12 protein-coding genes are annotated in these 18,038 nt (G+C 72.5%); 8 read left to right on the top strand and 4 right to left on the bottom strand.

Translation table 11 applies throughout. The features are described from left to right. Positions 1–42 precede the first annotated feature (42 nt). Both ACWEQG_RS25915 and ACWEQG_RS25910 read left to right on the top strand, forming a co-directional pair. Entirely contained in the window at positions 43–1,368 is a 1,326-nt protein-coding gene (locus tag ACWEQG_RS25915; protein ID WP_452288473.1) for a sensor histidine kinase, read from the top strand. Between the two features lie 89 nt (positions 1,369–1,457). After that, positions 1,458–4,727 carry a BTAD domain-containing putative transcriptional regulator gene (locus tag ACWEQG_RS25910; RefSeq protein ID WP_452288471.1) on the top strand — a complete coding sequence of 1,090 codons (3,270 nt, stop codon included), beginning with the start codon at positions 1,458–1,460 and terminating at the stop codon, positions 4,725–4,727. Here the strand turns inward: ACWEQG_RS25910 and ACWEQG_RS25905 are convergent, their stop codons facing one another. After that, entirely contained in the window at positions 4,728–5,585 is an 858-nt protein-coding gene (locus ACWEQG_RS25905) for an SDR family oxidoreductase (protein WP_452288469.1), read from the bottom strand. A 76-nt stretch (positions 5,586–5,661) separates the two neighbouring features. Here ACWEQG_RS25905 and ACWEQG_RS25900 point away from each other — a divergent pair, with 76 nt between their 5' ends. The 5 genes from ACWEQG_RS25900 to treZ all read left to right on the top strand — a co-directional run bounded on the left by ACWEQG_RS25900 (position 5,662) and on the right by treZ (position 13,502). Then, the gene (locus ACWEQG_RS25900) at positions 5,662–6,033 is read left to right on the top strand and encodes a winged helix-turn-helix transcriptional regulator (protein WP_452288468.1); all 372 of its coding nucleotides are present in this window, start codon (positions 5,662–5,664) and stop codon (positions 6,031–6,033) included. Between the two features lie 54 nt (positions 6,034–6,087). After that, positions 6,088–6,855 (top strand): MBL fold metallo-hydrolase, encoded by a 768-nt coding sequence (locus tag ACWEQG_RS25895; protein WP_452288466.1) that lies wholly within the window; start codon positions 6,088–6,090, stop codon positions 6,853–6,855. Between the two features lie 332 nt (positions 6,856–7,187). Continuing rightward, positions 7,188–9,341, top strand: a complete 2,154-nt coding sequence (glgX, locus tag ACWEQG_RS25890) for a glycogen debranching protein GlgX (RefSeq protein WP_363466522.1) — start codon at positions 7,188–7,190, stop codon at positions 9,339–9,341. Between the two features lie 223 nt (positions 9,342–9,564). Further along, positions 9,565–11,775: a malto-oligosyltrehalose synthase gene (treY, locus tag ACWEQG_RS25885; RefSeq protein WP_452288464.1), complete on the top strand. Its 2,211-nt coding sequence runs from the start codon at positions 9,565–9,567 to the stop codon at positions 11,773–11,775. A gap of 29 nt (positions 11,776–11,804) precedes the next feature. Next, entirely contained in the window at positions 11,805–13,502 is a 1,698-nt protein-coding gene (gene treZ, locus ACWEQG_RS25880; RefSeq protein ID WP_452288462.1) for a malto-oligosyltrehalose trehalohydrolase, read from the top strand. A 277-nt stretch (positions 13,503–13,779) separates the two neighbouring features. Here treZ and ACWEQG_RS25875 read toward each other — a convergent pair whose 3' ends face one another. Continuing rightward, entirely contained in the window at positions 13,780–14,259 is a 480-nt protein-coding gene (locus ACWEQG_RS25875) for a hypothetical protein (RefSeq protein WP_452288460.1), read from the bottom strand. Positions 14,260–14,403: 144 nt separating this feature from the next. Between ACWEQG_RS25875 and ACWEQG_RS25870 the strand changes: the two genes are divergently transcribed. Then, positions 14,404–16,425, top strand: coding sequence for an N-6 DNA methylase (locus ACWEQG_RS25870; RefSeq protein WP_452288459.1), 2,022 nt, complete (start codon positions 14,404–14,406; stop codon positions 16,423–16,425). 157 nt (positions 16,426–16,582) lie between these two features. On the opposite strand, the gene ACWEQG_RS25865 is transcribed toward ACWEQG_RS25870, so the two are convergent. Beyond that, positions 16,583–16,984: a hypothetical protein gene (locus ACWEQG_RS25865; RefSeq protein ID WP_452288457.1), complete on the bottom strand. Its 402-nt coding sequence runs from the start codon at positions 16,982–16,984 to the stop codon at positions 16,583–16,585. 534 nt (positions 16,985–17,518) lie between these two features. Beyond that, a complete protein-coding gene (locus tag ACWEQG_RS25860; RefSeq protein WP_363466505.1) occupies positions 17,519–17,758 on the bottom strand; it encodes a hypothetical protein in 240 nt (79 codons plus the stop codon). Positions 17,759–18,038: the final 280 nt, after the last annotated feature.

Raw genomic sequence — 18,038 nt, 5'->3', positions numbered from 1 at the left:
GGGAACCGCGATGACGGTACGAGGTCCGGAGCGGGAGCCGCGGTGAGACGGAGCCTGGCCCTGGTGGCGGTGGCCGTGACGGCGATGGTCGCGCTGGCCTTCCTCATCCCGCTGGCCGTGGCGGTCAAGGAGATCGCGGAGAGCCGCGCGCTCGCGGACGCCGAGCGTCAGGCCGCCACGATCGTGCCCGCCCTCGTCGTGACCGACGACGCGGCGGCGCTGGAGCGCGCGCTGGCCAGCACCCCGGCGGGGACCTCGCGCCTGGCCGTCCACCTCCCGGACGGGCGCACGGTGGGCCGCTCCCGGGTCGCGCCCGCCGACGTCGCGAGCGCGGCGGAAAGAGCCAGGACCGTGCCGGTCGGCAAGGGATACGTGCTGCTCAGGCCGGTCGCGCTGGGCGGCGGGCGGGGGGCCGTCATCGAGGTGTACGCGCCCGAGGCGGACGCGAGCAAGGGCGTGTCCACGTCCTGGGCCGTGCTGACCGGCGTCGCGGTCACCCTCGTGGTGGGGTCGGTGGTGGTGGCCGACCGGCTCGGGGCCCGGGTGGTCCGGTCGGCGCGGCGGCTCGGGCAGGCGGCGGCCGCCCTCGGGGCGGGCGACCTGACCGTGCGCATCGTCCCGGACGGCCCGCCGGAGCTGGTGGCCGCCGGGCGGGCGTTCAACACCATGGCCGACCAGGTGGCGGGGCTGCTCGCGGCCGAGCGCGAGCTCGCCGCCGACCTGTCGCACCGGCTGCGCACCCCGCTGACCGCGCTGCGGCTGAACATCGGCGGCCCCGGCCCCGAGGCCGAGCAGCGCAGGCTCGCCGTCGAGCGGCTCGAACAGGCCGTGGACGAGATCATCGAAGCGGCCCGGCGGCCGTCCCGGGCCGCCCCGGCCGGCTGTGACGCGGCGCTCGTGCTGCGGGAGCGGCTCGCCTTCTGGTCGGCGCTGGCCGAGGACCAGGCGCGGCCGTGGCAGCTCGTCGGCGCGGACGAGCCCAGCCCGGTGCCGGTCGCCGCGGCCGATCTGGGCGCGGTGGTCGACGCGCTGCTCGGCAACGTCTTCCGTCACACGCCGCAGGGCACGGCCTTCCGCGTCACCCTGCACCGGGGGAGCGGCATGGTGGGCATCCTCGTCGCGGACGCGGGCCCGGGCATCCCCGATCCGGAGAGGGCGCTGCGCCGGGGCAACAGCGGGGCGGGCTCCACGGGGCTCGGCCTCGACATCGCCCGGCGCCTGGCCGAGTCGACGGGCGGCGGGGTGCGCATCGAGGACTCGGCACTCGGGGGGACCGGCGTCAACGTGTGGCTGCGCACCGACGGCCGGGCCCCCGGTCCACGCCGCCGTCTGCTGCGGCGTACCCGGGCCCGAGGGGCCCGCCACTGACCCTTTGTTGCCGATTGTCCGGCGAATTGTCCAAAAGGGCCGACTTGGGCGGGATACATTTCGGGGGACCGCAATCGGAGGAGATCACGGTGGAGTTCCGCGTGCTCGGCCCGGTCGTCGTGCTCGACGACGGGGGGACGCCGCTCGACATCGGGCCGTCCCAGCAGCGGGCGGTGCTGGCCCTGTGCGTGCTGGCGGCGCCGCGCCCGGTGAGCACGGCCAGGATCGTGGACGCGCTCTGGGAGCAGGAGCCGCCGCCGGGGGCGGTCAACACCGTGCAGGCGTACGTGTCGAAGCTGCGGCGCGTGCTCGAACCCGGCCGGGTGCGCAGGGCGAGGCCGTCGGTGCTGGTGAGCAGGCCGGGCGGGTACGCCGTCGAGCTGACGCCGGAGAGTTTCGACCTCGGCCGCGCCCAGGCCGCCGTCGCCGCCGGACGCCGGCTGCTGGAGGCGGGCGACCACGCGGGAGCCGCCGGGCGGCTCCGCCTGGCTCTGGCGGAGTGGCGGGGCGAGCCGCTGGCGGGGTTCGAGGAGGAGCCCTGGGCGCGCGACGAGATCGCCCATCTGGCCGAGCTCAGGCTTTCGGTCGTCGAGGACGTGGCCCAGGCCGAGCTCGCGCTCGGGCTCGGCCGGGCGCTGGTGCCCGAGCTGACGAGGCTGGTGGCGGCGTACCCGCTGCGTGAGCGGCTGCGCCGGCTCGGCGCGCACGCTCTCTACCAGGCCGGCCGTCAGGCCGACGCGCTCGCCCTGCTCGCCGAGGGGCGCCGCCTGCTCGTCGGCGAGCTGGGCCTGGACCCCGATCCGGGCTCCCGCGAACTGGAGAGCCGGATCCTGGCGCAGGACCCCGCGCTGACGCCCCCGTCCGCTACTCCTCATGCCCCCGCCCCGGCGGCCGTCGTGAGCCCCGCCGCGCCGGTCACCGAGGCGGACCCGGATTCCGGACAGCGGGAGGGAGCCCTCATCGGCCGGGCGGCCGAATCGGCCGTGCTGCGCCGCGCCGTCGCCGGGGACGGCACGCGCGTCGTGCTCGTCGCGGGGGAGCCGGGCATCGGCAAGACCAGCCTGGCGGAGGACGCCGCGGCGCACGCGCCGGTGGCGGTGTTCGGCCGCTGCTGGGACGGCACGGGCGCGCCGCCGTTCTGGCCCTGGGCCCAGGCTGTGCGCCACCTCACCGGGCGGCACGGCGAACTGGCCGAGATGCTCGGCGCGACCGGGGAGTTCGCGCTGTACGACGCGTTCGCCCGGCTCGTCGCGGAGCACGCCGCGCACGGCAGGGTGAACGGCAAAGTGCTCGTCGTCCTCGACGACCTCCAGTGGGCCGACGCCTCGTCCCTGCGGCTGCTGGAGTTCCTCGCCACGACGCGGGCGTGCCCGGACCTGACCGTGATCGCGACCTACCGCGACACGGAGGTCGGCGGGCCGCTGGCCCGGACGCTCGCCACCCTCGTACGGCTCCCGCACGTCGAGCGGATCACGCTGGACGGCCTGGGCGAGGACGCCATCGCCGAGTATCTGCGGCGGGCGGGCGCGGACGCCACGCGGGCGGCCGAGGTGGCCAGGCGGACCGGCGGAAACCCCTTCTTCCTCGGCGAGCTCGTCCATCTCGACGGCGGCGAGGCGCCGGGCGCGGTCGCCGACGTGCTGCGCGGCAGGATGGCGGCGATGCCGCCCGGCGCGTCCGGCGTCCTGTCGGCGGCGGCGCTGCTGGGTCGCGACGCCCCGCTGGACGTCCTGCTCGACGTGGTGCGGGACGTTATGGACGTGCCGCGCGACGAGGTGCTCGACGTGCTCGACGCGGCAGTCCGGGCGCGCCTGCTCACCGAGCACGACCTCGTCTACCGGTTCGCCCACGACATCGTCCGCGACGTGCTGCGCGACGGCCTCGCCCCGCTGCGCAGGCGCCGTCTGCACGCCGGCATCGCGGCCGTGCTGGAACGGCGCGGCACGCACCTGGCCGAGCTGGCGCACCACTACCGCGAGGGCCTGGTCATCTCCGGCATGGCGGCCAAGGCGATCGAGTACGCCCGGCAGGCGGCCGCCCACGCCATGACCCAGTTCGCCTACGAGGACGCGGCCGAGCACCTGCGGCATGCCGTCGCCCTCACCGGCCAGCTTCCGGTGCCCGACCGGGAGCTGCGGTGCGACCTGCTGCTCGGTCTCGCCGAGGCGCAGTCGGCCGCCGGGATGAGCACGCAGGTCCACGTCACGCTGGAGGAGGCGGCCGAGATCGCCGACGCTCTCGGGGACGACGACCGGCTGGCCCGCGCCGCGCTCGGGTTCTCCGATCCGCTGTCATGGGCGATGTACGAGGAATGGGCCGCAGGCGGGCCGCTGACCGGGCGCATCGAGCGGGCGCTGCGGAGCCAGGGAGAGGGCTCGCCGTGGCGGTCCCAGCTCCTGGCGGCCTTCGCCATCACGGGGTCGTTCACCCGGCCGGTCGAGGACAGCGTCGCGCTGGCGGCCGAGGCCGTACGGGAGGCTCTCGGGCGGGGCGACGACGGACCGCTGCTGCGGGCGCTGAGCGCGTACGAGATCCTCTCGCGGGGGGTCGCCGGCCAGGCCGAGCGGCAGGCGGCCATCGACGAGATGACCGAGGTCGCCCGCCGGACCGGCGACCTGGTGGCGGAGTGGCTGGCCCGGGAGGCCGAGCACGTCGAGCTGGTCAAACAGGGCGAGCTGGAGCGGGCGGCCCGGCTGCTGACGTGGCTGTCGGACACCGCCCGCAGGATCCGCCAGCCCGCCCTGCTCAGTCTCGCCGCCTGGCTGTCGGCCATCCACGCCCATCTCCGCGGTGACACCGCCCGTGCCCAGGCGGAGGCGGAGGAGTCGGCCCGGCTCCATCCGGAGGGCGCGCTGGGCCGCGACCACGCCGAGAGCCGCGCCGCCGTCTTCCGCTGCCTGGCCGCGCGTGCGCGCGGTGACGCGGCGGCGGCGCTGGCACTGGTGGAGGAGGCGCCGGCGCGGCCCGGCGAGCCAGGATGGCGGGTGCTGCGCTGCGCCGTTCTGCTCGACCTCGGCAGGAGGGACGAGGCCCTGGAGGTCTTCGCCGCTCTGGCCGCCGACGGTTTCGCCGGCATGCGGGGCGACCTCGCCTACCGGTTCATTCCCGACCTGCTGAGCGAGGCGTGCCTGGAGCTGCGCGACACGGGCGCGGCGCCGGTGCTGCACGACCTGCTCCTGCCGCATCGGGGCCGTCTGCTCGGCTGGTCGGTGACCGACCTTTGCCTGGCCCGCCTGGCGCTCGTGCGCGACGACCTCGACACCGCGCGGGGTCACCTGCGCGACGCGCTCGCCCTCGTCCGCCGCTCCGGGGTCACCCTGTACGAGAAGCCGATCCTGGACCTGCTCGCCCGCGTGTGATCACCCGTTCTTGAGGGCTTCGGCGAGGGTGTCGCGCAGCGGCGTGGTGGGACGGCCGATGAGGCGGGACAGGTCGCCGGGGGTGTCGCCGAGCCAGCCGTCGGCGATGTCGGCGTCGGTCTGGGCGAACATCGCCGCGACCGGCCCGGGCAGGCCGGCGGCCTCCAGCACCTTGGCGTACTCGGCGACGGGCAGGTCCCGATACTCGACCGGGGTGCCGGACAGCTCGGCGACCAGGCCGGCCAGCTCGGGCAGGCTCCAGGCGACGTCGCCCGACAGCTCGTACACGGCGTCCCGGTGTCCCTCTCCGGTCAGGACGGCCGCCGCCGCGGCGGCGAAGTCGGCCCGCGCCGCCGAGGCGACGCGGCCGTCGCGGGCGCTGCCCGCGATGACGCCGTGCTGCGCGCCCTGCCGGGCCGTCGCGACGTAGTTCTCGTGATACCAGCCGTTGCGCAGGAAGGTGAAGGACAGCCCGCTCGCGCGGATGTACTCCTCGGTCGCCCGGTGCTCGGGCGCGAGGCCCAGCGGGGTGGTGTCGGCGTGCAGGATGCTCGTGTAGGCGACCGACTCCACCCCGGCCGCCTTCGCCGCGTCCACCACGGCCTGGTGCTGGGCGAGTCGCCGGCCGGGCTCGCTGCCGGAGATGAGCAGGACCTTGGCGGCGCCCTCGAAGGCCGGCCCCAGCGTGGCGGGGCGGTCGTAGTCGGCCTCACGCACCTGGACGCCGCGCCCGGCCAGGTCGGCCGCCTTCTCCGGGCTGCGCACCGCCGCCACGATCCGCGCGGCGGGGACGCGCGCGGCGAGCTCCTCGATCACCAGACGGCCCAGATGCCCGGTCGCCCCGGTCACGACAATCATGGTTTCTCCTCTTCAGTACTTTCTATTGGTTAGTGCTTTCTATCAGAGAGTACTTCGAAAGTGTAAGCTGGGGGGCATGGAGGAGTTCGAGGACCTCGTCGCCGACGTCTTCTCGCGCAGATGCACCTCGCGCACGGTGCTGGAGACCATCACCGGCCGGTGGGCGATTCTGGCGCTGGCGGCCCTGTACGAAGGGCCCTATCGCTTCAACGCCCTGCGCCGCCGGGTGGACGGGGTGAGCGAGAAGATGCTGTCGCAGACCCTCCAGGCACTCGAACGCGACGGCATGGTGCTGCGGGAGGCCGAGCACACGATCCCGCCCCGGGTCGAGTACAGCCTCACGCCGCTCGGCCGCGAGGCCGCCGAACGCCTGCTCCCCCTCATCGCCTGGACGGAGGAGCGCATGCCCGAGGTCGTCGCGGCCCGGGACCGCCACGAGGCGCGCTGAGACGGGCAAGCCCGCGCCAAGTTCGGAACAAGACCGTCCGCAGAGCCTGTGAGCATGGAAACACAGCTGACAGGTCCCTGGCGGATCGCGCCCGACGTGGTGCTCGTCCCGGTGATCGAACCGGTCGCGGCGGGATACGCCCACACCAACTCGATGGTCATCACCGGACGCGAGCCGGTGATCGTGGACACCGGCGCGGCCGGGCATCGCGAGCGCTGGACCGAGGACGTCTTCTCGGTAGTGGAGCCGCGCGACGTGCGGTGGATCTTCCTGAGCCACGACGACCCCGACCACGCGGGCAACCTGGAGGTCGCCCTGGAGATGTGCCCGGCGGCGACGCTGGTCACCGGTGCCCCCGCGCGTTCCGGCTCGGCAGGCGGTTTCGCGCCGCCGCCGGGCCGCACGCGCCGGATCGCCGACGATGAGTCGTTCGACGCGGGCGACCGGCGGCTGACCGCGGTGCGGCCACCGCTCTACGACGCGCCGGCGACCCGCGGCCTGTACGACGACCGCAGCGGCGTCTACTGGGCGGCCGACTGCTTCGGCGCCGAGGCGCCGGTGGCGACGGCGGACGCCGGAGATCTCCCTCTGGAGGACTACCTGGAGGCCGTGCGCGGATTCGGCGCCGGGCTCAGCCCCTGGCACCGCTGGCTCGACCCGGGGATCTTCGGCCGGTACGTCGACCGGCTCGCGGCCATGGAGATCATCGCGATCGCCTCGGCCCACGGGCCGACCGCGACCGGGGACCGCGTCGCCCGGGTGATCGACGCCGTACGCGGCCTCGCCGGGGCACCCGGTCCCGCTGAGGGTCCGGCACGCTGAGGGTCGGCACGCTGAGGCCGCCGCGGTCCCCGGCGGGCGAGGGGCGGCCGCGCGGCGGACCGGCCGCCCTCCGCGCTCCCGCGTCGGGCCAGGTCACCGGCGCTTTGCGCACTGATGGCCGGTTCAACCCGTTGCCATACACGCAGTTAACGTGGCGGGACTGTCGGAGCCTTTTCTGGGCAGGCACGATGTCTTGTGAACGACACTCAGCATCACGATCTCGCGCGCGGGGTTCCGGGAAGGGAACGGACCGCGAGCGAGCGCGACCATAGAGCCGGTGGGCTCCGGGCCCGTCCCGGCATGACCGCCGCGCCGGCGGGCGAGGAGGTCCAGTGAGGGAGATCTGGCCGGGGGATTCCTATCCGCTCGGAGCGACGTACGACGGCGCGGGCACCAACTTCGCGCTCTTCTCCGAGGTGGCCGAGCGGGTCGAGCTGTGCCTGTTCGACGACGACGGCAGCGAGGAACGCGTGCCGCTGAGCGAGGTGGACGGCTTCGTCTGGCACTGCTACCTGCCCGGCGTGGGGCCGGGCCAGCGGTACGGCTACCGCGTCCACGGGCCGTACTCGCCCGGGGACGGCCTGCGCTGCAACCCCAACAAGCTGCTGCTGGACCCGTACGCCAAGGCGGTGGACGGCTCGGTGCAGTGGGATCAGGCGGTGTACGGCTACCGCTTCGGCGAGCCGGACAGCCGGGACGACAGCGACTCGGCGCCGTACGTGCCGAGGTCGGTCGTGGTCAACCCGTTCTTCGGCTGGGGGCACGACCGGCCGCCGGCCACGCCGTACCACGACACCGTGATCTACGAGGCCCACGTGCGGGGCCTGACGATAAGCCACCCGAAGATCCCCGAGCGGATCCGGGGCACGTACGCCGCCCTGGGCCACCCGGAGATCATCGACCACCTGACCTCGCTCGGCGTCACGGCGATCGAGCTCATGCCGGTCCACCAGTTCGTGACCGACCACATGCTGGAGAAGCGGGGGCTGTCCAACTACTGGGGCTACAACACGATCGGCTTCTTCGCGCCGCACAACGCGTACTCCAGCTCGGGGCAGCGCGGTGGTCAGGTGCTGGAGTTCAAGGCGATGGTCAAGGCCCTGCACGAGGCGGGCATCGAGGTGATCCTCGACGTCGTCTACAACCACACGGCGGAGGGCAACCACCTCGGCCCGACCCTGTCCATGCGCGGCATCGACAACGCGAACTACTACCGGCTGGTCGAGGACGACCGGCGGTACTACATGGACACCACCGGCACCGGCAACAGCCTGCTCATGCGCAGCCCGCACGCGCTCCAGCTGATCATGGACTCGCTGCGCTACTGGGTGCGCGACATGCACGTGGACGGCTTCCGCTTCGACCTCGCGGCCTCCCTCGCCCGCGAGCTGCACGAGGTCGACCGGCTGAGCGCGTTCTTCGACCTCGTCCAGCAGGACCCGGTGCTGTCGCAGGTCAAGCTCATCGCCGAGCCGTGGGACGTCGGCCCCGGCGGCTACCAGGTCGGCAACTTCCCGGCCCGCTGGACCGAGTGGAACGGCCGCTACCGCGACACGATCCGGGACCTGTGGCGGGGTGAGCCGGCGGCGCTGCCGGAGTTCGCCAGCCGCCTCACCGGGTCGAGCGACCTCTACCAGGACGACAGCCGCCGTCCGGCCGCCTCGATCAACTTCGTCACCTGCCACGACGGGTTCACGCTGCAGGACCTCGTGTCGTACAACGGCAAGCACAACGAGGCCAACGGCGAGGACAACCGGGACGGCGCGGACGACAACCGCTCGTGGAACTGCGGGGTCGAGGGCCCGGCGACCGGCCCGGTCGCGCAGCTGCGCGAGCGGCAGAAGCGCAACTTCCTGGCCACGCTGTTCCTGTCGCAGGGCGTGCCGATGCTGTCGCACGGCGACGAGATCGGCCGCACCCAGCAGGGCAACAACAACTCCTACTGCCAGGACAACGAGATCAGCTGGGTCGACTGGGGCACGATCCTGGAGGCCGGCGCCCGTAACTCCACCACCGGGGACGACGCGGGCACCAGGGAGAAGCGCCAGCTGCTCGACTTCACCCGGCGCCTGGCCCGGCTGCGCCGCGACCACCCGGTCTTCCGCCGCCGCCGCTTCTTCTACGGCCGGCCCGTACGCGGTTCGCACGACCAGCTGAGCGACATCGCCTGGCTCACGCCGTCCGGCACGGAGATGACCGACGCCGACTGGACCAACGGCTACGCCAAGGCGCTGGCGGTGTTCCTGAACGGCGACGCCATCACCGAGCCCGACCGGCGCGGCCGGCGGATCAGCGACGACTCGTTCCTGCTGTTGTTCAACGCCCACCATGAGGTGATCAAGTTCACGATCCCCGACGACTACGGCGAGCTGTGGGCGACCGAACTGGACACGGCGATGCCGGTGCTGAGCGAGTCGCGCGTGTGCCGGGCCGGGGAGGCCGTGCCCGTGAGCGGCCGGTCGGTGCGAGTGCTGCGCCGCGTCTGACCATCCGAGCCGGGCCCGCGCGGGGATGTCGCCGCGCGCGGCCCGGCTACGGTCCTGACCAGCGGCGATGCCGCAATAGAGTGCCCTTCGGTGTTAGTGCGCGTCGCACCGGGCAAGAGGGGTTCCAGTCCGGCGCGCCTGCCGGCCTCGGCGGTGGCAGGGGTGCGCCCGTGACGGGCACTATGTAAACGACCTCCGGGAACGCGCTGTGAAAGGCGGTTCGGTGACTTCTACCTATCGGGTGCAGCTGACGCCTGACTTCGGATTCGCCCAGGCCGCGAGCCTCGTCGGCTACCTCCGTGAGCTGGGAGTGGGCCATCTCTACCTGTCGCCGATCCTCCAGGCCTGTCCGGACTCCCAGCACGGGTACGACGTGACCGACCACGGCCGCGTACGCGAGGAGTTCGGCGGGGAGGAGGGCCTGCGGGCGCTGGCGGCCGAGGGCATGCCGCTGGTGTCCGACATCGTGCCCAACCACATGACGGTGCCGGTGCCGGAGTCGGACAACGCCCAGCTGTGGGCGGCGCTGCGGGACGGGCCGGGGTCGCCGGCCTCCCGGTGGTTCGACTTCCAGTGGCCGGTCACCCTGCCGCTGCTCGGCGACGACGCCGACGAGGCGCTGCGTGTGGACGACGGCGTGGACGGCCGGGTGCTGCGCTACCACGACCACGCGTTCCCGATCAGGCCCGGCACCGAGCACCTGCCGCTGCCGGAACTGCTGGAGGCCCAGCACTACCGGCTGGCCCACTGGCGGGAGAGCCCCGGCTACCGGCGGTTCTTCGACGTGTCGTCGCTGATGGGCCTGCGCGTGGAGGACCCCGAGGTCTTCGAGGCCACTCACGCCGTCACCTTCCGCCTCATCGAGGAGGGGCTGATCCACGGCCTGCGCGTCGACCACCCGGACGGCCTGGCCGACCCCCGTGGCTACCTGCGGCGGCTGCGTCCGCACGTGCCCGGCCCGCTGTGGGTGGAGAAGATCCTCATCGACGGCGAGCGACTGCCCGCCGACTGGCCGTGCGACGGCACCACCGGCTACGACGCGCTCAACATGATCACCCGGCTGTTCGTCGACCCGGCCGGCCGCGACGCGCTCATCGAGACGTTCGGCCGCCACACCGGCGTGCGCGACGACTACGAGACCGTGCGTCACGACGCCAAGAAGCACGTCCTCGACCTGTTCTTCGCGGGAGAGGTCGACCGGCTGACCGACGACCTCGGCGATCCGGCGCTGCGCGAGGCCGTCGTGGAGCTGCTGGCCGCGATGCCCGTCTACCGGGCGTACGTGAACCCGGGCGAGCAGCCGTCCGCCGCCTCCGAGGCGATCATCCAGGAGGCGGCCGCGCCGGCGGCCACCCGGACCGACCCCGACGCGGTGGCCAAGGCGGCCAACCTCGTCCTGTACGGCCCGCCCGAGGCGGTCACCCGATTCCAGCAGACCTGCGGGCCGGTCATGGCCAAGGGCGTCGAGGACACCGCGCTCTACCGGTGGTATCCGCTGGCCTGCCTCAACGAGGTGGGCGGCGAGCCCGACAGGTTCGGCGTGTCGGCGGCCGAGTTCCACGAGTTCTGCGCGGGCCTGCCGCCGCGGACGATGACCACGCTGTCCACCCACGACACCAAGCGGTCGGAGGACGTGCGCGCCCGCCTGGCGGTGCTGTCGGAGATGCCCGAGGAGTGGGCGATGGCCGTCGACTCCTGGGCCGCGGCCGTGTCGTTCGACCCCAAGCTCGACTACCTCGCCTGGCAGTCGCTGATGGCGGCCTGGCCGATCTCCCTCGACCGCTTCACCGACTACCTGCTCAAGGCCGCGCGCGAGGCCAAGACGGCGATCTCCTGGCTCAACCCCGACCCGGCGTACGAGGACGGGATCAGGGACTTCGCCCGGCGGGCCATGGACGCCTGCGGCTACTCGGTCGCCGCGTTCACCGAGGTCGTGGACCGGTACGCCCGGGTCAACTCGCTGGGGCAGAAGGCCGTGCAGCTCCTCATGCCGGGCATCCCGGACGTCTACCAGGGCAACGAGATCACCGACTTCTCCCTGGTCGACCCGGACAACCGGCGGCCGGTCGACTTCGAGCGGCGCCGCCGGCTGCTGGCCGAGCCCGACGACAGCTGGGACGGGCAGAAGATCCGCGTCACCGCCGCCGCACTCGGCCTGCGGCAGCGGCTCGACCCCGAGGCGCCGTACGCGCCGGTCGAGGCGGGGGAGCACGCGGTGGCGTTCACCCGGGGAGTCCCCGGGCAGGGGACGGCCGCGGTCGTGGTCGCGACCCGGCTGCCGGTCGGGCTGGAGCGCAGGGGCGGCTGGGGGAGCGAGACGATCACGCTGCCGCCGGGGCGCTGGCGCGACCTGCTCACCGGCGCGGAGCACACCGGGCAGGTGCGGATGGCCGATCTGCTGTCCGCGTACCCGGTCGCGATTCTCGAGGGCTGACGGCTTCGTTCGATAGGGGGAGATGAGGCATGTTCGAGGTCTGGGCGCCGGCGGCGGAGCGGATCGAGGTCGAGCACGGCGGTTCCCGGCACGCGATGACACGGGGCGAGGGCGGCTGGTGGACCGCCCCCGGCGACGAGCACGACCTCGACTACGCCTTCCACGTGGACGGCGAGGGGCCGTTCCCCGACCCGAGGACGCGGCGGCAGCCGTACGGGGTGAACGGCCCGAGCCGGGTCTACCACCACGACAGGTTCACCTGGAGGGACCAGGACTGGCTCGGCCGCGACCTGCGCGGCGCGGTGATCTACGAGCTGCACGTCGGCACGTTCTCGCCCGAGGGCACCTTCCGGGGAGTGGCCGACCGGCTGGAGCACCTGGTGGACCTGGGCGTCGACTTCGTCGAGATCATGCCGGTGCCGCCCGTGCCGGGCAAGCGCAACTGGGGCTACGACGGTGTCGAGCTCTACGCGGTCTTCGAGGAGTACGGCGGGCCGGACGGGCTGAAGAGCCTGGTGGACGCCTGCCACCGGGCCGGTGTCGGCGTCATCCTCGACGTCGTCTACAACCACCTCGGTCCTTCGGGCAACTACCTGGCCAAGTACGGGCCGTACTTCCACGACGCGAAGGGGTCCTACTGGGGCGACGCGGTCAACCTCGACGGGGCCGGGTCGGACGAGGTGCGGCGCTACTTCATCGAGAACGCCCTGCAGTGGTTGCGCGACTATCACGTCGACGGGCTGCGCCTCGACGCCGTGCACGCCCTGCACGACAAGCGGGCGGTCCACTTCCTGGAGGAGCTGTCGGCCGAGGTCGACGCGCTGTCCACCGCCGTCGGCAGGCCGCTCACGCTCATCGCCGAGTCGGACCTCAACGACCCGCGCATGGTCACCCCGCGTGAGGCCGGCGGCCTCGGCATGCACGCGAGCTGGAACGACGACGTCCACCACGCCATCCACGCGAACGTCACCGGGGAGACCAACGCCTACTACGGCGACTTCGCCACGTTGTCGTCCCTGGCGAAGGTGCTGACCAGGGGATACTTCCACGACGGCACCTATTCGTCGTTCCGGGGGCGCTCCCACGGCAGGCCGGCGACCGGGATCCCCGGCCACCGGTTCGTCTGCTGCGCCCAGAACCACGACCAGATCGGCAACCGGCCCGAGGGCGACCGCATGCGGCCCGAGCAGCTCCGCCTCGCCTCCGGGCTGCTGCTGACCTCGCCGTTCACGCCCATGCTGTTCATGGGAGAGGAATGGGGGGCGACGACGCCGTTCTACTTCTTCACCGACCACTTCGAGCCGCACCTGGCGGAGGGCGAGGGCGAACGGCGCAGGAAGGAGTTCGAGGGCTTCGGCTACGACTGGAAGGCCCCCGAGCCGGGCGACGAGGACACGTTCCTGCGCTCCAAGCTCGACTGGGAGGAGCTGTCGAAGGACGAGCACGCCTCGCTGCTGGGCTGGTACCGCGACCTGATCGCCCTGCGCCGGTCCCATCCCGACCTCACCGATCCCCGTCTGGAGAGGGTGCGGGTCGAGGTGGACGAGGACCGGCGCGTCGTGGTGATCGAGCGCGGCTCGCTGCGGGTCGCCGCCAACTTCGCCGACGACACGGTCCCCGTACGGCTGGCCGCGTCACGGATCCTGCTCGCGTCCGACAAGTCCGCCCGTCTCACCGGAGAGGCTCTGGAACTGCCCGGCCGTTCCCTGGCCATCGCGGAGGTCTGAGCCGGCCGCGACGCCGGGCGTGCGGGTCAGAGCCACGGATGCGTCCTGGCGCCGAACACGGCGGCGAGACGCGTCCAGGCGGTCCGGCTGCTAATTCACCACAGCAGGACCGGCGGCAGGGTCCCGTCACGAGCCTGCTTGCGGTAGGCCTTGATTTGCCGGGTGCGACCTCGACGCGCAGCGCTGGCCGGGCGGGACGCTCCAGCTCCAGAAGCAGGACTGACCAGCCGTGGGGACCGGTGAGATCCGACCGTCGCACGCTTCGCTCGGGCTGTGATCAGGCGGCCTGGGCGACGGGCAGCTCGAAGGTGACGGTGTCGGGGACCGCGGTGTAGAGCCGCCAGCTCAGGCAAGCACGCTGGGCGACGACGGTGACGTGCAGGCCGCGACCCGCCAGCCAGAGGGCCAGGTCGGCGAAGTATCCGTCGCCCGACCCGATCACCGCCCGCTCGAACCGCAGGTCCAGCCGCGCCGTACGGGCCGCCTCGTCCAGGGCCTGATCGGCGCCGTCGCGTCCCGAGCGGGCCAGCAACTGCACCCCGCGCAGCGCGATCCCCACGGAGACGAGCGCGTTGTGGTTGACCGCCACGATGAACTGGTCCAGCGGCCCGACCGGCACCGTCCGCTGGTAGGCGTTCATGACCCGATGTACGTCGCGAGTCGCCGGGCAGGCGGTCCCCGCCAGGTTCTCGATGTCCAGGAGATGGATCGCGCGCCCGCGGCGCAGCGACCTGAGGCGCGTGGTGGGGGTGCTCACGATCCTGGCTCCCTTCCATAACGACTCCTGGCGTCCATTAGAGCATGTGTTGACGGAATCAACCAGCCCTTGCCGGGACGTTGCCCGTGTCTGGTGCATCGGATATGGTCCGGTCTGATCGGACGACTGGGAAGGCGGAGCGGCGTGCGGCGAGACGTACCGGTCACCGCGGCGGACATCGCCCGCCTGGCCGGCGTGGGACGCGCGGCGGTCAGCAACTGGCGGCGCCGGCACGACGACTTCCCCGAGCCCGTGGGAGGCACGTCCACCAGCCCGGTGTTCTCCCTGGCGGAGATCCGGGAGTGGCTGCGCGGCCACGCCGAGGACAGGGAGCTTCCCGCGCACGAGTGGCTCTGGCAGGACCTGCGCGCGACCGTCGACGACGACGACCTCGCCGACCTGATCGCCGACCTCGGGGCCTTCCTCGTGTACGTGCAGCACGAGGCGGAGGACTGGGACGGGCTCTCGGCCGCCGACGACGTGACGGTCGCGCGGGAACTCCCGGCCCGGGTGCGCGCGACGTGCGCGAAGACCGCCGGCGCGGAGGCGTTTCCCGAGACCGTTCCGGTGACCCGGGTGCCGCTGGTCCGCTCGATCGCCCGGCTGGCCGCCGAGCGCGGCGCCCGTGACACCTTCGAGTTCCTGCGCGAGCGGTACTTCGAGGTGCACACCCGGCGCGTCTACTCCACCCCCGTCGAGATCGTCTCGCTCTCGCTCGACCTCGTGGGCGACGGGTTCGGCTCACTGCTCGACCCGGCCTGCGGTTCGGGCCGCATCCTCGGCCGCGCGCTTGAGCGCTCGCCCAGGGCCCGGCTGCTCGGCCAGGACGTCGATCCCGTGGCCGCCCGGCTCACCTCCGTACGGCTCGCGCTGCGCTGCGACAACGCGCGGGTCAGGGCGGGAGACTCGCTGCGCGCGGACGCCTTCCCCGGCGAGTTCGTCGACGCGGTGGTGTGCAACCCGCCGTTCAACGACCGCAACTGGGGATACGAGGAGCTGACGGCAGATCCCCGGTGGGAGTACGGCCTGCCGCCGCGCGTGGAGCCCGAGCTGGCCTGGGTGCAGCACGTGCTCGCGCACCTGGCGCCCGGAGGCGTGGCCGTGCTCCTCATGCCCCCGGCCGTGGCCAGCCGCAGGTCGGGCCGGCGGATCAGGTCCCAGTTGCTGCGGCGCGGCGCGTTGCGCGCGATCATCACGCTCCCGCAGGGCACCGTGCCCAACGTGGCGGTCGGGTTGACGCTGTGGATCCTCTGCCAGCCGTCCGAGGGGGGCGCGCCGAGCCGCGTGCTGATGGTCGACACCTCCGGCAGGCCGGACGAATACGCCCGGGTGGCCGTCGAGGCGTGGCGCGAGTTCGGCGCGGGGCGCGAGCTGGACGAGCCGGGGGTCAGCAGGTCGGTGCCGCTCGTCGACCTGCTCGACGAGGACGTGGACCTCACCCCCGCCCGCTATCTGTCCACGGCGGCCGACGACCTGTCGCCGGAGCGGATCGCCGGAGCCCGCTCGCGGCTCGCCGGGCTGCTCGGGACCGTCGCCGGGCTGATGCCCGTGGCGGGCCGGCCGCCGTCGGAGGAGTTCGCCCCGGTCCCGCTGCCCGAGCTGGTGCGGCGCGGCATGCTCGTCCTGGAACAGCAGACGCCGGCCCGGCCGGGGGAGGAACCCCCGCGGGAGGCGCCGGTGCTCACCGTCGAGGACGTGCTCGAAGGCCGGTCCGCGACGGGGTCTTCGGAGCACGCCGGGGCGAGGTGGATCGTCACGCGGCCCGGTGACGTCGTGGTGCCCCAGGTCGTGACCATCCCGGTCGCGCGGGTGCTGGCGAAGGGCGACGCGCTGCTCGGCCCGTACCTGTCGCTGTTACGGCCCGATCCCGAGGTGCTCGACCCGGACTTCCTCGCCGGTTTCCTCTGCGCGTCCATCAATGTGCGTCATTACAGCGCCATGTCGTCGCGCTACCGGGTGGACGTACGGCGTGCCGAGGTGCCGCTGCTGCCGATGGAGGAGCAACGCCGGTACGGCGAGGCGTTCCGGCGCCTGGCCGAGTTCCGCACGGCCCTGCGCGAGGTGGCGGCGCTCGGAGAGGACCTGGCCGAGCTGATGGCCGACGGCCTCACGCACGGCGTGATCGCACCGGCGGACGACGATGGGAACGGCGCACAGCGCGGGTAACCACCAGAGACACGGCGACTTCGTCTGGTCGGTCGCCGGGCCGGAATCGGTGAGATGCCACCCGCCCGGGAGCGCATCGCTCACGGGCGGGAAGGCACCGGTGGACAGGTTCGTCCCCGGCTCGCGGAGGCCGGTCGGTGTCCGGCTGAGATGGAGCTCAGGTGCAGGTGATGGGGATCGGCGTGGTGGCGACGCGCTTGTCGAAGGCGTGCGGTCCGCCGTTGAGGTTGGCCCATCCGTAGCCCATGACGTGGTAGTTGCCGGGCACACAGCTCACCATGTTGAGCTTGTAGGCGTAAGCCGTGTTGTTCAGACGGATCTCTTCGTAGCCCAGAAAGGTGCCGTCTCGGTACAGGGAGAGGTATCCGCCGATGGCCGTGACGTTCCGGTTGCACTTGACTTCGACGTAGGCGTAAACGTAGCTCGTGTACAACTGGGTCGGGTTGGTGATGGTGATGTCGCACCAGAGGACCGGTAACGGGTTGTCCGCGGTCGCCGCCTGAGCGGGGGACGCGCCGAGCGCCAGGGCCGCCGCCGCGCCTAATGCGAGAGTACGCATTCCACGATGGGGTTTCACGTAGCCATCTCTCCCTACTGCCGGTGGCGATCCGCAGGCGCGGGTGAGGCGCCCGAGACGCCGCGGGATGTCTCTTCTCGAGGGGAGAATCACACAATGGCGGCGGGCCGGACAGGCCCATTCGCAGCACCGGCCGCCCCCTACTCCGGTGCAAGCAGGTGAATAGCGAGTTCCGCGCAGCCCTTAAATCGGGTGCGACCTCACCCGGCGGTCAACAGGCTGGTCCAGGCCGCATGACGCGGTGCGATGTGGCGCTCACAGCCACATAATCACCGTCGTCCGTATGACGCTGTCGGTGAAACTTTCAATACGCGGAAACCCGGCGGCGGGAGATGGGCGATCGCCATGGCTTGATCGATCTCGAGGAAATTCCGCGCGCCTTCGACTTCGCGCCCGTCCGATTGCTGACTGGTCGGCCTCAAGGCCGCTCACTCTGGCGGCGACGCGCTCACAGGACGAGTTCGGCGCACGGTGCCAGTGCGGCGGTCACCTGAACCGCGATTCCGATGACATCGCTCAGTCGTCTTCCGCTTCCGCTGTCAGGTCGCCGGGCATGACCGTGGCGATGAGGCCCGCGACGAACTGGGGCACCTCTTCGGGGGAGAGCACCAATCGCGGTTCGTTGCCGTCCGGGCCCTGGAAGATCTCGACCGACCGCACCTCCGCGTGGTCCGGCGCATCGGCGACTCCGATGATCGTCCAGTTTCTGTGCCGGGTGTTGGCGAAGTGGCTGAATTCGCGTTCTGGCCTGGCCACACTCACTCCTGATAGCGCGTTGTGGTGATCACATACTGCGGGATCCAGGCTTCCGTACCTGTCCCACCCGCCGAGTGTGATCGGGTTGCCGGCCGGCCCGGAAGCCGGAGCCGTCGGAGTTCTCTACTTCGCGATCGATGCTTCGTAACTCTAGCCAGATCGATCACCGTGTCGTCCGGGATCACCCTGAGATCCCCCCTGACATACACCGCTGGGTCCGGCGGCCCCGGAGGCCGTGCGGTGGTCAGGAGAAGGCCCCCGCACACGGGCTCTCGTGGAG

The sequence above is a fragment of the Microbispora sp. NPDC004025 genome, assembly GCF_053604425.1.
Note: the sequence above shows the minus strand (reverse complement) of the source record. Positions and strands in the feature narration are given on the sequence as shown.

What these genes read in the sequence shown, in the direction of transcription:
- treZ (WP_452288462.1), top strand. Translation starts at nt 11,805, where the DNA reads ATGTTCGAGGTCTGGGCGCCGGCGGCGGAGCGGATCGAGGTCGAGCAC.
- ACWEQG_RS25865 (WP_452288457.1), bottom strand. Translation starts at nt 16,984, where the DNA reads ATGCGTACTCTCGCATTAGGCGCGGCGGCGGCCCTGGCGCTCGGCGCG.
- ACWEQG_RS25905 (WP_452288469.1), bottom strand. Translation starts at nt 5,585, where the DNA reads ATGATTGTCGTGACCGGGGCGACCGGGCATCTGGGCCGTCTGGTGATC.
- ACWEQG_RS25900 (WP_452288468.1), top strand. Translation starts at nt 5,662, where the DNA reads ATGGAGGAGTTCGAGGACCTCGTCGCCGACGTCTTCTCGCGCAGATGC.
- ACWEQG_RS25895 (WP_452288466.1), top strand. Translation starts at nt 6,088, where the DNA reads ATGGAAACACAGCTGACAGGTCCCTGGCGGATCGCGCCCGACGTGGTG.